The sequence below is a fragment of the Parabacteroides sp. ASF519 genome (assembly GCF_000364265.2).
GTDB lineage: Bacteria > Bacteroidota > Bacteroidia > Bacteroidales > Tannerellaceae > Parabacteroides > Parabacteroides goldsteinii.
On sequence record NZ_AQFV02000006.1, the window covers coordinates 6198626 to 6212354 of the forward strand.

The window sequence follows — 13729 nt, forward strand, 5'->3', positions numbered from 1 at the left end:
GTAAAGTCATGAAGTTTTACGATCGTACACAAGAGTTGGATTTACTCCGGGATATCAATAAACAATCACGAAACACTGCTTGTTTCACGGTGATGGTGGGACGCAGGCGCATCGGTAAAACCTCTTTATTGCTCGAGAGCATGAAAGGTGAAAAGTTTCTCTATCTCTTTGTTTCACGTAAAAGCGAAGTCCTTCTGTGTGAACAATTCCAGCAGGAAATAAAAGACAGTCTGGAACTGGAGATTTTCGGAAACGTAACTGAGTTTCGTATTTTATTCGAACAACTGATGATATACGCCACTCAAACACATTTCACACTGATCATCGATGAATTTCAGGAGTTTGACAATATTAACAGTTCCATTTTCAGTGATATTCAAAATATCTGGGATAGATACAAGGAGCAGGCAAAAATAAATTTCATCGCTTGCGGTTCGATATATTCCATGATGAAAAAAATTTTTGAAAATAACAAAGAACCTCTATTCGGGCGCCTTACTTCAAAAATCATTTTAAAGCCTTTCAGCGTTTCAACAATTAAAGAAATTTTGAAAGACTATAACCCGAAATATACCCCGGAAGATCTTCTGGCCTTTTATCTTATCACAGGCGGTGTTGCTAAATATGTAGCTTTACTAATGGAAGCCGGAGCTGTCACTTTCAATCAAATGATCCGCTATACCATTCGACCGGATTCTCCTTTTTTATCGGAAGGACGTGATTTGCTGATATCAGAGTTCGGACGCGAATATGCTACTTATTTTTCCATTTTACAATTAATAGCTTCCGGAAAGACCAGCCAAAGTGAAATAGATTCGATCATTGGAAAAAATACGGGCGCCTATCTGGCTAATCTCGAAAAAGAATATTCCCTGATCAACAGAAACAAACCGATGTTTTCAAAACCGGAAAGCCGCAACAGTCGCTGGTGCCTGAATGATAATTACCTGATGTTCTGGTTCCGTTTCATATTCCCGAATCTGTCAATGATTGAACTGGGAAAAAACAATATGCTGGAACAATTCATCTTAAAAAATTACGAACAATACAGCGGGCGCATCCTGGAACGCTATTTCAGGGATATGATAGCTGAAAGTGAAGACATCACGGATATCGGAAATTACTGGGACAACAAAGGTGAGAATGAAATAGACCTTATCGCCCTCAACCGATTCGAGAACAAGGCGTTAATAGCAGAAGTCAAACGAAATTTTCACAAGGTAAATATAGCCCGCCTATACGAAAAGGTTGCAACAATAAAAAAACAGTTGGCACATTATACGCTGGATATAAAAGGATTATCAATGCAAGATATGTAAATATTTATAGATATGATATTACTCTCAAACATAGATTTCACCCTCCCGCTGGCTGATCCGGTATTGAAGTTCTTACTGATACTGCTGATCATCCTGGCCGCCCCGCTCCTGTTGAATAAACTCAGGGTTCCGCACCTGCTGGGACTGATCATTGCCGGAGCCATTATCGGGCCGAACGGTTTTAACCTTGTCCTGCGCGACAGCAGTATCATTCTTTCGGGGACGGCAGGGTTACTTTATATCATGTTCCTGGCCGGGCTGGAAATAGACATGGGGGATTTTAAGAAGAATAGCGGGAAAAGTCTTGTATTCGGGATGTATACGTTCCTGATCCCTATGATACTGGGGACGGTCGTTGGATTATGGGTGCTTGATTTCAGCATGGAGACGTCCGTACTGCTCGCCAGTATGTTCGCATCCCATACACTGATCGCTTATCCGATCATCAGCAAGCTAGGGATCAGCAAAAACAATGCTGTCAGCATAACCGTCGGCGGGACCATGATCACGGATACGCTGGCTTTACTGGTGCTGACAATTATTGTCGGGATGGCAACAGGAAATGCCGACAACGCTTTCTGGATACGCCTGGGCGTTTCCATCGTTATTTTTGCCTTGATTGTGTTACTGGTGTTTCCCTTTATCGGACGATGGTTCTTCAAACGGGTACACGATAATATTTCGCAATATATATTCGTGCTGTCGATGGTGTTCTTCGGTGCATTCCTTGCCCAGTTAGCGGGGATGGAAGCGATCATCGGCTCTTTCCTTGCCGGACTGGCCCTGAACAGGCTGATCCCGCAGAGTTCGCCGCTGATGAACCGTGTAGAGTTTGTCGGGAACGCGATCTTTATCCCCTTCTTCCTGCTGAGTGTGGGGATGCTGATCGATTACCGGGCTTTCTTTACCAGCTTCGAAACGATCAAGGTCGGTATGGTTATGATCATCGTGGCTACGGCGGCAAAATATGCGGCAGCCTGGCTGACACAAAAGACCTTCCGCCTGTCGGTCGACCAGCGGAGTGTTATTTTCGGACTGAGCAACGCCCAGGCGGCAGCTACACTGGCAGCCGTCATGGTCGGGTATAACGTGATCTTGGGAACCGACGCCAACGGTGCTCCCATACGGCTCCTGAATGAAAGCGTACTGAACGGTACGATCCTGATGATCCTGGTGACCTGCGCCATCGCCTCCTTCTCCGCCCAGAAAGGAGCGCATAATATAGCGATGAAGGAATCCGGTGAGGAGACAGAAGACAAAGATACGAAGGACGAACATATCCTGATCCCCGTCAGCAATGAGGAGACGGTTGAAGAACTGGTCAACCTCAGCCTTGCCATAAAATCAAAAACGAATACCAGCGGATTATATGCCCTCAAAGTGATAGACAACCAGAATTCGGACGACAAGACGCTGAAGTCCTCCAAACGGGTATTACAGACCGCCGTCGATACCGCCGCGGCCACCGACACCCGGCTGAAAGGTTTACTCCGCTACGACCTGAGCATCTCCAACGCCATTACCAGCGTCGTGAAAGAACGGGAGATAACCGACCTGGTCCTCGGATTGCATAAGGAAAAGGACATACCGGCAGCATTCCTGGGAAATATTGTTGAAAACGTATTACAGCACAGCAGCGTAACGACCTTCATCTACAAACCGGTACAGCCGCTGGCCACTATCAAACGCCACCTGATTATCCTGCCGGACCGGGCGGAAAAAGAAATCGGCTTCATACCGGTCATGAACCGGGTATGGAACGTGTTGCAGAATACCGGGGCAAAAGTCGTGTTCTACGGTTCGGAGGATACGCTGAAAGCCATCAAAAAACTCTTCGCCAAAAGAGCGGGAGAAATATCATATGTAAACTTCAGCGACTGGGATGATTTCCTGATCGTGTTCCGGGATGTGAAAGCGGACGACAGCATGTGGGTGATCTTCAGCCGGAAAGAAGGCTATTCCTACGACCCCGTAATGCCACGTATCCCCGGCTATCTGAACAAGTATTTCCAGAGTAACAGCTTCATCCTCTCCTATCCGATCCAGGCTAGTATGGACGAAGGGACACGGTACCTGACGTGAAAACAAATCATAAACAGTGAACAGTAGTTGACATATTTCAGTTATATTTGCAGACTGGAACAGATAAGTAATCAAGAAAATAATGAATAAAGCGTTACATAGAATGGGAGAATATGTCATGTTGATGGGGAAATCCATATCAATACCTGACAGATGGAGCATGTTCTTCAAACAATTGATAAAAGAGATATATAAGCTGGGTGTCGACTCTCTCTGGATCGTGGTTATCATTTCGGTATTTATCGGTACGGTTATCGCCATCCAGATATCATTGAATATCAGTTCACCGCTGATCCCTAAATTTACGATCGGGTATACGACCCGCGAAATTATCCTGCTGGAGTTTTCATCCTCCATCATGGCACTGATCCTTGCTGGTAAAGTAGGTAGCAACATTGCCTCCGAAATAGGAACCATGCGTGTAACGGAGCAGATCGATGCGATGGAAATTATGGGAGTCAATTCGGCAAACTTCCTGATTATGCCGAAAATTGCCGGACTGATGATCTTTATTCCGGTACTGGTTATTTTCAGTATGTTTACAGGAATTATGGGAGGTATAGCCGCCAGCCATTCGACAGGAACAGGTATGACGCCGGCCTCTTTCGAATACGGGTTGCAATTTTATTTCAATGAATTCTATATCTGGTATTCTATTATAAAATCTGTCGTTTACGCCTTTATAATCTCATCGATAGCCGCTTATTTCGGTTATTATGTGAAAGGAGGGGCACTCGAAGTCGGTAAAGCGAGTACGAATGCTGTTGTAATGAGCAGTATCATGATCCTGCTGGCAGACGTAATAATGACCCATTTAATGCTTACGTAAGAAATGATAGAAGTAAAAAACATAACGAAATCATTTGAAGGCCGCACAGTGCTGAATGATATCAGCGCCGTTTTTGAAACAGGGAAGACCAATCTGATCATCGGACGAAGCGGTTCCGGAAAAACGGTCCTGATCAAAAATATTATCGGCCTGATGAAACCGGATTCGGGTGAGATCCTGTATGACGGGCGCGACCTTACCTCCATGGATAAACTGGAATTGAACATGCTTCGCAGGGAAATGGGCATGCTGTTCCAGGGGTCTGCCTTGTTCGACAGCATGACGGTTCTTGAAAATGTGATGTTCCCGCTCAATATGTTCTCTAATGATTCTTATAAAGAAAGAGAAAAAAGAGCCATGTTCTGCCTGGAACGCGTGAATCTTTCGGAAGCGGAACATCTGTATCCGTCAGAGATCAGCGGTGGTATGATGAAACGTGCCGCTATTGCCCGTGCGATCGCATTGAACCCTAAATATCTTTTTTGCGACGAACCCAACTCCGGACTGGACCCTAAAACGTCCCTGCTGATAGACGACCTGATCCACGATATTACAGCGGAATATAAGATGACCACGGTTATCAACACCCATGACATGAACTCCGTAATGAATATCGGGGAAAACATCATCTTCATCAAAGAAGGCGTTAAAGAATGGCAGGGAACAAAAGACCAGGTCATCACCTCCAACAACAAAGCCCTCAACGACTTCATCTTCGCATCCGACCTGTTCCGGAAAGTCAAGGAGGTGGAGATGCATCAGGATGATGGAATTTGAGAATTGAAAATTATTCGATAGGAAAAGAAAGACGGTTGTTAAATACTCATTTGATTTAACAACCGTCTTTTTAATTTCTAATTTTCAATTCTCAATATCCAAATATCTCTTCTTTACTCAGTTTCGTTACCGGTCCGTACTGTTCCAAAGACTTCAGATCCAGATCCTTTTCATCTCCCAGTACACAATAGGTATAGGTACGTCCTTTCACCCATTTCTCCTGGAAGGCTTTGATATCGGCAAGGGTCATGGAAGGTACTTTTTCAAACAGTTCCTTCCTGCTGTCGGTATTCAGTCCCAAATCCTGTGCATTCAGATACGACCATAAGACTCCGGATTTTGTGATACGTTCCGTACGCATACGGGTTATCAAAGCTTCTTTTGCCAGATTGAACGCTTTTTCCGACTCCGGCATATTGTTGATAATATCATCAAAGGCTTTCATTGCGTCGATCATTTTATCATTTTGTGTAGCAATAAACGTACGGTATACATACGGATATTTCAATTTCGAAGGAGTGATAAGATATGCCCCTGCAGAATAAGCCAGTCCGCGGGCTTCACGCATTTCCTGAAATACGATCGCATTCATTCCGCCACCGAAATATTCATTGTACATGTTCAATGTCGGCTCGATCGACGAATCGAATTTCTCGCCACGGTTGGATACGGCTGAGAAATAAATCTGTTTGGCATCATATTGTGCCAGCAAAACTTTATTTTTCGGTGTTTCCTGTTGCTTGAACTCTGTTGCGGCCGGAACAGGAACAAGTTTTTCCGGAACATTATGATACTGTTTAACGATATCCAGTAAAGCCTGCGGTTTTTCAGGCCCGTAATACAGTATCTTATGTTCATAGGTATTTATCTTATGGATACGGTCGACCAATTCCTGAGGATCCATCTGTTGTAATTCAGCTGTAGAAAGGACATGTGTAGCCGGAGATTGCGGTCCCCAGATAGCATATTGAATCAGTTTATTGAAATTCTGTCCCTGGTTCAATTTAGCATCCGTCCGTTTTTTCAGAATATCGTCAGCCAGATTACCGTAAGTATCCTTGTCCACTTGGGCATCAGCCAGAATCTCCTCAAAGAGAGCCATTGCTTTCGGCATATTTTCCTTCAGGCCTTCCAGCATGACATACGTGCGATCCGCTCCCGGGAAAACATTGAAGTAGCATGCCAAACGATAAAATTCTTCATTGATCTCTTTCAGGCTTTTCTTTGAAGTACCGAGATATTTCATATATTCGAAAGCCGTACCCATCGCCTTATCGTTGTTCGTTCCCATCTCAAAGACATACATCAGAGAGAAAACATCGTTCGTCATATTCTGTTTGTAAAGAACAGGAATATCCGACTTTGCTGTCAGTTTCTGCAAATCCTTGTCATAATCGAGAAATACAGGTTCTATCGGAGCAACCTCTACTGCCTGTATTTCCTTAAGGAACACGCTTGAGCTGTCGCGGTTCATTACGATAGGAGTAATTTTAGGTTTGTCGATTTTCTTCTCATTCGGATCCTTGCCCTCTCTTTTGTAGATCAAAGCATAATTATCTCCGAAATACTTATTGGCAAAGTCGACGATCTGTTGTTTGGTCACTTTACTTAAACGCTCCAACTGAGCTACCTCGTCTTTCCAGTCAACACCATTTATAAAAGCAGAAACAAACATATCTGCCCGGCTGCTGTTATTATCCAGGCGATACATTTGCATCAGTTTATAATTATTGATCGCAGCCTCCAGCAAACCTTCATCGAAATCTCCCTTTTTCAGTTTTTCTATCTCTGCAAGGAAAAGATTTTTCACATCGTCCAGCGTTTGCCCTTGTTTCGGACGGCCACTCATTACAAATGCATTATAATCGGCCATACCATAAGTGCCTGCATAACAACTCAGTACTTTCTGCTGTTGAACCAGATCCACATCCAGCAAACCGGCTTTGCCGTTATTTACTATTTCGCCGGTGAGGTTCAGCAAATCTTCTTCCGGAGACGATGCGCCCGGGAAACGCCATCCCAAAGTCACATTTTCCGCATCCACGCCTAATACCTCTTTCACAACCGGAGCCTTGACGGGTGATTCATGGGTTACCGGCAACTTCGGTAAATTCGGGTTCGGTTGCAGATGACCGAAATATTTATTGATAACCTCAATTGTTTTATCCGGGTCAAAGTCGCCCGACATACAAATTGCCATATTATTCGGCACATACCAGGTATTATGATAGTTCTTTATATTGGTAATCGAAGGATTCTTGAGGTTTTCCTGAGTACCCAGTACTGTCTGGGTTCCATAAGGATGATCCGGGAAAAGAGCGCTCAAAACGGCCTCATATACTTTACGACCATCGCTGGTTAAAGACATGTTCTTTTCTTCATAAACGGTTTCCAGTTCCGTATGGAAACCACGGATTACATTGTTTTCAAAGCGGTCCGCCTGGATTTTAGCCCAGTTGTCGACCTGATTGGAAGGAATATCTTCTGTATAGACAGTCATATCAAATCCCGTATAAGCATTGGTGCCATTGGCTCCGATAGCAGCCATCAGCTTATCGTACTCATTGGGGATGGCATATTTGGACGCTTCATACGAAATACTGTCGATCTGATGATAGATTTCTTTCCTTTCGGCCTCATCGGTAGTCTTCCGGTAAACTTCAAACAGTTGTTCGATTCGATCGAGCAGCGGCTTTTCCATTTCATAATTCTGAGTACCAAACTTTTGTGTACCCTTAAACATCAGATGTTCAAAGTAATGCGCTAACCCGGTTGTTTCAGCCGGGTCGTTTTTTCCACCAACTTTGACTGCGATATAAGTCTGGATACGCGGTGTCTCTTTGTTCACTGTCAAATAGACTTTCAAGCCGTTGTCCAACGTGTAGATACGTGCTTTCATAGGATCATTAGGGACTGACTCGTACTTAAACGGGGAGGTCTCCTTACATGCTGCCGCCAGTAATATAATCACGGCCAGCGAAAGAAACGAAATAATTTTACGCATAAGATTTAGATTTAGGAATATTAATGCGTCAAATATAAGAAAATAACCAACTAATTAATAAAATATCTTATTATTTCTTTGATTCAGTCTGTTTATGAATAACAAAGGGTCTATAAGAATAGATATAAAACCATAGTTCTCTTGGAACTAAAGAAAAGATGAGAAACAAAAACATTTCTTTCTATTATTTCACATAAAAACGACGCAAATATAAAAAAACAGTTAATTCAGAACTTATTTTATTGGCATGTTTCAAAACATATTATGTGAATATTTCATAATCTAAAGAGAATAAAACGATTCTTTTTCAAAAATAGTCATTTGGTTGAGCGAAAGAAGACAGATTTCTTAAAACAAGAATATTAAATAGATCTATAATGAGAAAATAAGATAAATCTTATAAAAGAGCAAGCATTAGTTCCAAGAGAACTATGGTGATAAACTAAAAAAGCCATTTCATTATCTCTCAAAAAACAAATTAATAACTTAAATATAATATTTACCATGCAAAGAACAAGGTACATCAGTTCATTTCTACTAATGTGCACCTTCACTCTTGGAGGAAACATTCTGTTGGCAAGTACCCCTCTCCCAACAGAGACAACCGTTTACCAACAACAAAAACAGTTTACGGTGACCGGAATCATTAAAGACAAAACCGGAGAACCGATCCCAGGTGCAAATGTGGTCGTCAAAGGGACAACCAATGGAGTCGTAAGCGATATGGACGGCAATTTCAGTATCAATATCAGTGAATCACCATCCACTATCCAATTTTCGTTCATGGGCTTTAAAACGGTGGAAAAGGCAGTCAGAGCGGAAGAAAAAGGATTGATCATCGTATTAGAAGAAGATGCTGAGACATTGGATGAGGTTGTAGTTGTAGGTTTCGGTACACAAAAAAAGGCTAGTGTAGTAGGTTCTATCCAAACAGTCAAACCGGAAACATTGAAAGTTCCTTCCTCATCATTAAGTAACTCGTTTGCCGGGCGTATCGCCGGTGTGGTTGCCGTACAAAGAAGCGGTGAACCGGGTGCCGACGGTGCTAATTTCTGGATTCGAGGCGTATCGACGTTTGCAGGTCCGACCTCTCCTCTGATTTTTATCGATGGAGTCGAAGCATCTACAGGCGATTTGAATGCCCTTTCTTCGGAAGTAATAGAAAATTTCTCTGTTTTGAAAGATGCAACAGCCACCGCTTTGTATGGTGCACGTGGTGCAAACGGAGTCATGTTGGTTACAACCCGAAGCGGCCGTGAAAACGAACGAGCCAAGATAAACATTCGTGTACAAAATTCATTTACATCACCCACTGAAGTGATCAAATTGGCAGACGGTGTAGATTATATGAATGTGTATAACTTCGCACAGTCGACACGCACGCCGGAAGCTACCCCCGCTTCAGTCAGGAAAAGATCGATGCCACCATACAAGGGTTAGATCCATATGTATATCCGAATGTTGACTGGCAAGATTATCTGTTCAAAGGATTGTCTACCACTCAAAGCGCTAACCTGAATGTAAGCGGCGGTATGAAAAAAGTAACCTACTTTTTGAGTGCAAGCCTGAATAATGATAATGGTATGCTGAAAAGTGACCCGCTGAATAAGTTTGATAACAATATCAACCAGTTCAGAATATCTTTCAACGGTAATATCGGAGCACAACTAACCAATACAACGAAAGTATCTTTGCGTATCAACTCACAGATATTGAGCTATTCGGGAACTGCCACCAAGACAACAGATATTTACAGTGCCATTTTCTACGCACCACCGGTCTTATTTGCCCCCTCTATTCCCGGACTGAAAGGAGAAGATCATATTTTGTTCGGTAACATGGACGGAGGTCCGAATCCGGTATCAGGAGCCAATATCTACAGAAACCCATACGCCGAGATGGTATCCGGATATTCCAACAAGGATGAATCAACTGTAACAACCAGCTTTGAAATCGATCAGGATTTGAAATTCATTACTCCAGGTCTACGGTTCAAAGGACTGGTCTCTTACAAGAACTGGTCGACAACAACTGTTACACGTAGCTTTACCCCTTATTATTATGCAGTCGACGGAACCGGAACAACAGGTGAAGAACCCTATACATACCGTTCGTTAACCAAAGGGACAACAGCTTTAAACACAGGCACTAGTAATGGTGGGGATCGTTATCTGAACATACAAGCATCCTTTGACTATGCTCGTAATTTTAATGACCTGCATGATGTAGGAGCCATGTTCGTTTATTTGCAACGAGATTATAACTCAAATGCTCCGGGAGATTATTATGCCGCGTTGGCGACTCGCAATCAAGGTATTGCCGGACGTGTCACGTATGCTTATGACAATCGTTACATGATTGAAGCAAATTTCGGTTACAACGGAAGTGAAAACTTCCAAGACGGACACCGCTTCGGTTTCTTCCCTTCCGTAGCTGTCGGTTACAATATTTCCAATGAAAAGTTCTTCGAACCGTTTACGAACGCTTTCTCCAATTTGAAGATAAGAGGTTCTATCGGTTTGGTAGGTAATTCATTTACAGACCCACGTTTCCCGTATCTTACTTTCGTAAACCTATCCGGCAAAGGATATACGTTCGGTAATAACTGGCAAACATCTGCTAGTGGTGCCGTCATCACAAAATATGGAGCTGAAGGTGCACAATGGGAAAAAGGCGTGAAAACAAATGTCGGATTCGACATGAACCTATTCAATTCTTTGAATATTACAGCCGATTATTTTCAGGAGAAACGTAGCGATATTTTCATGCAACGTCGTATCATCCCGGCAGAATCAGGCGTAATCGGCAGTTTGAATCCCTATGCCAATTTAGGTAAAGTAAAAAACAAAGGTGTTGACTTTTCGATCGACTTCAACAAAGCCATCAACAAAGACCTGATAGTTAGCGCAAAGGCCAATTTCACGTATGCAACAAACAAATTACTGGATAGAGATGAACCGACCTATCCGGAAAATGAACAGTACCGCTCAGAAATCGGGAAACCGTTAAATTGCTACACAGGATTGGTTGCAATCGGCCTTTTCAAAGATGAAGAAGACATTGCCAATAGTCCGGAGCAAACATTCTCTCCGTATACAGTCGGCGATATCAAATACAAAGATTTGAATGGCGATAACAAAATCGACGGCAACGACAGGCAGATTATCGGTAAACCTACCGTACCGGAAATCGTTTATGGATTTGGAGGCTCCGTTCAATACAAGGGGTGGGATTTCTCCGTATTCTTCCAAGGTGTAGCAAACACAAGTATGCTGATGAGCGGTATCCATCCGTTTAACTCAGATCAGTCGTCCTTATTCAAATTCATCGCAGACGACCATTGGACTCCGGAAAATCCGGATGCAGCATATCCACGCCTCATTACGAATATCAATAGCCATAATAACTTCGAAAGTTCGACCTATTGGTTACGAAACGGAGCTTTCTTGCGTCTGAAGAGTGCAGAAGTCGGATATACTTACAAGTTCCTGCGTGTATTCGTCTCCGGAGAAAACTTACTCACGTTCTCTCCATTTAAACACTGGGATCCCGAATTAGGAGGCCAGTCATCCGAACACATGGGTAATGGTCTGAGATATCCGAACCTGCGTGTAGGAACAGTTGGTTTACAAATGAATTTTTAATACCTAAGATAAAATGAAAAAATACATATTGAATATTTTCACTGCGTTAATGTCGATAGCCGGTTTATCCGGATGTAGCTATCTGGATGTCGTACCGGATGATACAGCAACGCTGGCTGATGCTTTTAAAAATGAAAATACAGCAGAAAACTTCGTCTATAGCTGTTACGGTTATATTCCCAATTATATGGATTACCGAACCGGAAACTATTCATGGATGGTATCCAATGAGTTCGCTTGTTCTTACCATTGGGGCACACAATGGTTTCCAAACTTACAAATACAACAAGGATTATATAGTTCAACAAATCCGGTAATCGATATTTGGAGAAACACATACCAAGGAATCCGACAATGCTATACATTCTTAAACAACATTGATGTTGTAACTCCAATCACATTACCTCAGAGTGAGTTTGAGGCTAAAAAGAAAGTATGGAAAGCCGAAGTTAAATTCCTGATTGCCTATTATCACTATTTATTATTACAAAACTATGGACCTGTATGTATCGTTAAAGAAGAGATTCCACTGACAGGAAGCGGAGACAACATCTTCCTGAAACGTAGTCCTTATGATACATGCGTACAAGAAATTGCCGCCATGTTTGATGAAGCCATCCAAGACTTGCCAACAACAGTCGGTTCTGCCGATTACGGACGAGCAACGAAAGTGGCTGCTCAAGCATTAAAATCACGCATGTATCTATTCGCTGCCAGTCCACTGTTTAACGGTAATAGCGAATATTACTCTACTTTCAAAAATAAAGATGGTGAATTACTTATCAGCCAGGCTTATGACAAAGAAAAATGGAAAAAAGCGATGGATGAAACTCAAAAAGCAATCGATATGGCCGAAAGTGCCGGTTATGCCCTTTATGAGTACAAAAGTGACAAACCATTGAATGATTTTGAACAAGCGGTAGCCAATACACGCTATACAATGATTGACAAATGGAATAAAGAATTAATTTGGGGATATACCGGAACTAAAGAAACAGCTGGCAACGGGAACAACTACCAAACTTCCGTTATTCAAAATGGATTTAGAAACAGAGCGACTCCACCGTTTGGTGGTATCGGTCCGACATTGACGGCTGTTGAAATGTTTTATTCAAAAAATGGCATACCGGCAGAAGAAGATCCTACTTTTGACTGGGAGAATCGTTTTACAATAGCAGAAGGAGATTCCACCATCAAGTTACATAGAAATCGTGAACCGCGTTTCTATGCATGTGTCGGCTATGACCGTGGCGACTATGAAATCAATGAAGAGACAGTCACCCTATATATGAAATTCGGAGAGAAAAACGGATGTATGGATTTGAATACAGACCACTTATATACCGGATATGCCGTAAAAAAAGGAGTTCATCCGGCAGCTAAAGTAACCAACACCACATTCAGCATCGAAATATATCCTTTCCCGATCATCCGTTTGGGAGAACTTTATATCAACTATGCCGAAGCATGCGCAGAATATACAGGTAGTCTTGACAATAAAGCTTTAGGATATATCAATGCAATCCGCCGTAAAGCCGGCATACCTGATTTCCAAACAGCTTTCGGTAACCTGAGCGGAAATAAATTGATAAATGCCATCCATAGAGAAAAGATGATCGAGTTTATCTTCGAAGGTCACTGGTTATATGATTTGAAACGTTGGAAAAAAGCTGAAGAGTTTTTTGCTCCTGATGCAGAAGGTATGAGAGGTCTTGTTTCTGTAGGCAAAACAAACGAAGAATTTTATAAAGATACCCGATTAATCGGACGCCCGTTTGTATTTACCCGCAAACAACATTTACATCCGATTAACAATGTCGATATTACCGTCAATCACAACTTGGTTCAAAACCCAGGATGGTAAATTCAATCCAATAAAAATATAGTAGAAAAAGAGTTGGTCTTAGTGACACAACCAGGGTAACCGCACCAAAAACAGTTCCCGGCCGAAAGAAAACGGGCCGGGGCTTTTTTTCGGTCAAGTGCCATTTTAGCCGACACAAAACACAGTTTTGCGAGACGGTAAACCCTCACTCTTCCCTCACAATAATCCACTGTATTACAGCACAATATA

8 protein-coding genes are annotated in these 13729 nt (G+C 42.5%); 7 read left to right on the plus strand and 1 reads right to left on the minus strand.

The annotated features are described in order from the left end of the window. Window positions 1–8: 8 nt before the first annotated feature. The 4 genes from C825_RS25055 (at window position 9) to C825_RS25070 (ending at window position 5007) form a co-directional block, all read left to right on the plus strand. Window positions 9–1319: an ATP-binding protein gene (locus tag C825_RS25055; protein WP_009859607.1), complete on the plus strand. Its 1311-nt coding sequence runs from the start codon at window positions 9–11 to the stop codon at window positions 1317–1319. A gap of 12 nt (window positions 1320–1331) precedes the next feature. Beyond that, the gene (locus tag C825_RS25060; protein WP_010800571.1) at window positions 1332–3401 is read left to right on the plus strand and encodes a cation:proton antiporter; all 2070 of its coding nucleotides are present in this window, start codon (window positions 1332–1334) and stop codon (window positions 3399–3401) included. Between the two features lie 82 nt (window positions 3402–3483). After that, complete coding sequence (locus tag C825_RS25065; RefSeq protein ID WP_044215279.1) at window positions 3484–4230, plus strand: MlaE family ABC transporter permease; 747 nt, start codon at window positions 3484–3486, stop codon at window positions 4228–4230. Between the two features lie 3 nt (window positions 4231–4233). After that, a complete protein-coding gene (locus tag C825_RS25070) occupies window positions 4234–5007 on the plus strand; it encodes an ABC transporter ATP-binding protein (protein ID WP_010800573.1) in 774 nt (257 codons plus the stop codon). A 91-nt stretch (window positions 5008–5098) separates the two neighbouring features. Here C825_RS25070 and C825_RS25075 read toward each other — a convergent pair whose 3' ends face one another. Then, window positions 5099–8011 (minus strand): M16 family metallopeptidase, encoded by a 2913-nt coding sequence (locus C825_RS25075; RefSeq protein WP_010800574.1) that lies wholly within the window; start codon window positions 8009–8011, stop codon window positions 5099–5101. 504 nt (window positions 8012–8515) lie between these two features. Between C825_RS25075 and C825_RS25080 the strand changes: the two genes are divergently transcribed. The 3 genes from C825_RS25080 to C825_RS25090 are packed head-to-tail and all read left to right on the plus strand — an operon-like array spanning window position 8516 to window position 13519. Further along, window positions 8516–9451 carry a carboxypeptidase-like regulatory domain-containing protein gene (locus C825_RS25080; RefSeq protein WP_250690620.1) on the plus strand — a complete coding sequence of 312 codons (936 nt, stop codon included), beginning with the start codon at window positions 8516–8518 and terminating at the stop codon, window positions 9449–9451. Further along, complete coding sequence (locus tag C825_RS25085; protein WP_250690634.1) at window positions 9439–11655, plus strand: SusC/RagA family TonB-linked outer membrane protein; 2217 nt, start codon at window positions 9439–9441, stop codon at window positions 11653–11655. Before C825_RS25080 ends, C825_RS25085 begins: the two co-directional genes overlap by 13 nt. Before the next feature lie 13 nt (window positions 11656–11668). Beyond that, on the plus strand, window positions 11669–13519 hold the full coding sequence (locus C825_RS25090) for a RagB/SusD family nutrient uptake outer membrane protein (RefSeq protein WP_010800576.1): 1851 nt from the start codon (window positions 11669–11671) through the stop codon (window positions 13517–13519). The last annotated feature ends 210 nt before the right edge of the window (window positions 13520–13729 follow it).

Bases quoted from the DNA above. Each gene is read 5' to 3' on its own strand.
- C825_RS25055 (WP_009859607.1), top strand. From the start codon at position 9: ATGAAGTTTTACGATCGTACACAAGAGTTGGATTTACTCCGGGATATC.
- C825_RS25060 (WP_010800571.1), top strand. From the start codon at position 1,332: ATGATATTACTCTCAAACATAGATTTCACCCTCCCGCTGGCTGATCCG.
- C825_RS25065 (WP_044215279.1), top strand. From the start codon at position 3,484: ATGAATAAAGCGTTACATAGAATGGGAGAATATGTCATGTTGATGGGG.
- C825_RS25070 (WP_010800573.1), top strand. From the start codon at position 4,234: ATGATAGAAGTAAAAAACATAACGAAATCATTTGAAGGCCGCACAGTG.
- C825_RS25075 (WP_010800574.1), bottom strand. From the start codon at position 8,011: ATGCGTAAAATTATTTCGTTTCTTTCGCTGGCCGTGATTATATTACTG.
- C825_RS25080 (WP_250690620.1), top strand. From the start codon at position 8,516: ATGCAAAGAACAAGGTACATCAGTTCATTTCTACTAATGTGCACCTTC.
- C825_RS25090 (WP_010800576.1), top strand. From the start codon at position 11,669: ATGAAAAAATACATATTGAATATTTTCACTGCGTTAATGTCGATAGCC.